Raw genomic sequence first — 1,934 nt, forward strand, 5'->3', positions numbered from 1 at the left:
GTGGTTGCCGCCACCGGCATCACGGTGGCGACCGGGGGCCTGGGCTGCTTTTTGCTCGGCGCGGTCGTCGGCGCCGTAGTGGGCCTGGCCATGAGCAAGACCGGGGCGGACAAAGGGTTAAGTAATATTTGCGAAGGCATCGGCAACGCGCTCTTCCCGCCCACGGTGCAGGCCAACATCCTCACCGGCGCCACCGACACCCTGACTAACAACATCCCCGCCGCCCGCGCCGCCGGGGCGATCCAGTCCCATGTCGCGCCGGCCGGCACCGAGCTGGAAGAACCCGAGGCCGAGCCCAGTTACCTGGACATGGCCGAGAATTTCTTCTCGCAGATGTGGCGCCCCACCGTCGCCACCCCCGCCCCCGGCGCGGTGCCCAAGCCGCTGGACATGATCGTCTGCATGAAGCACCCGCCGATGCCACCGCAGTTCCTGGCCGAAGGCTCGGACAAGGTCACCATCAACGGCCAGCCCGCCGTGCGCAGCGGCGACCGCAGCACCTGCGACGCCAAGGTCGTGTCGTCCGGGCTGATTTCCTCCAACGTCACCATTGGCGGCGGTTCGGTGGTGGTGCGTGAAATTCGCAGCGGCAAGACGCCGGGCGTGGGACTGGCGGTGACCGCGCTGCTGATGCTCAAGGGTGGCAAGGGCAAGTTCTTCAGCAAACTGCCGTGCATGCTGGTGGGCGGCGCCGCATCCATGGCGGTCAGCAGTGCGATGGGCGCGGCGGCCAATGCGGCCATGGGCTCGTCGAATCCGGTGCATGCGGCCACCGGCGCCAAGGTGCTGGGCGGTGACGAGGAACTGGACTTCGTCCTGCCCGGCATCCTGCCGATCGACTGGCAACGCTTCTACAACAGCCGTGACGAGCGCGGCGACGGCTTGTTCGGCGTTGGTTGGAGCGTGAGCTACGAGGTGCAGGTCGAGATCCTTCCCCATCCCGACGGCGGCGAGACCCTGGTCTACACCGACGAACAAGGTCGCCCCATCGACATGGGCGCGATCCCCTTGGGCGGCGCGGTGTTCAGCGCCGGCGAGGGCCTCGCCGTGCGCCGACACCTCAACGGCCAACTGCTGATCGAAAGCGACGACGGCCTGTACCGCCTGTTCGAACCGACCCCGGGCCGGGCCGCGCTGCTGCGCCTGAGCCAACTGGGTGACCGCAACGACAACCGCATCCACCTCGACTACGACGACGCCGGACGCCTGGTGCGGCTGCGCGACACCTTCGACCTGGTGCAAGTCGAGCTGATCCGCGAAGGCGAACGCGTCACCCACGTCGAACGCCTCTACCCCGACCAAACGCGGGAGGTGCTGGTCAGCTACGCCTACGACGCGGCCAACACCCTCGCCGAAGTGCGTGACGCCAGCGGCCAGGTGCAACGGCGCTTTCGCTACGACGCCGGGCGGCGGATGGTCGAACACCAACTGCCCACCGGCCTGCACTGCTTCTACGAATGGGCCCTGATCGACGACCAGGAATGGCGCGTGGTCCGCCACTGGACCGACGAAGGCGACGCCTACCAGTTCGACTATGACCTCAAGGCCGGCATCACCCGCATCCGCGACAGTTTGCAGCGCGTCAGCACCCGGCAGTGGAACAGCCAGCACCAGATCACCCAATACACCGACAACCTCGGCCACACCTGGCTGTTCGAATGGAACGATGAGCGCCAGATGCTCAGCGCCACCGATCCACAGGGCGGCCAGTACCAATTCAACTATGACGACGCTGGCAACCTGATCAGCGAAACCGACCCGTTGGGCCGCAGCGAATCCACCCTCTGGCTCGAACACTGGGCCCTGCCGCTGGTGGACACTAACGCCGCCGGCAACAGCTGGCAGTATCGCTACGACCCTCGGGGCAATTGCATCGCCGAGACCGACCCGCTGGGTCACGTCACCCGCTACCGCTACGACAGCCACGGCCAGGT

The 1,934-nt window shown here is 66.9% G+C and carries 1 protein-coding gene; it reads left to right on the forward strand.

Annotation, left to right across the window (positions count from 1 at the left end; all coding sequences use genetic code 11):
• Nucleotides 1-1,934, forward strand: a 1,934-nt coding sequence (locus ACLEJQ_RS25700; RefSeq protein ID WP_440799901.1) for a DUF6531 domain-containing protein, incomplete at both ends; no start/stop codon positions are given.

Origin of the sequence: Pseudomonas sp. SMV71, from assembly GCF_052042015.1 — a bacterium.
Taxonomy (GTDB): Bacteria; Pseudomonadota; Gammaproteobacteria; order Pseudomonadales; family Pseudomonadaceae; genus Aquipseudomonas.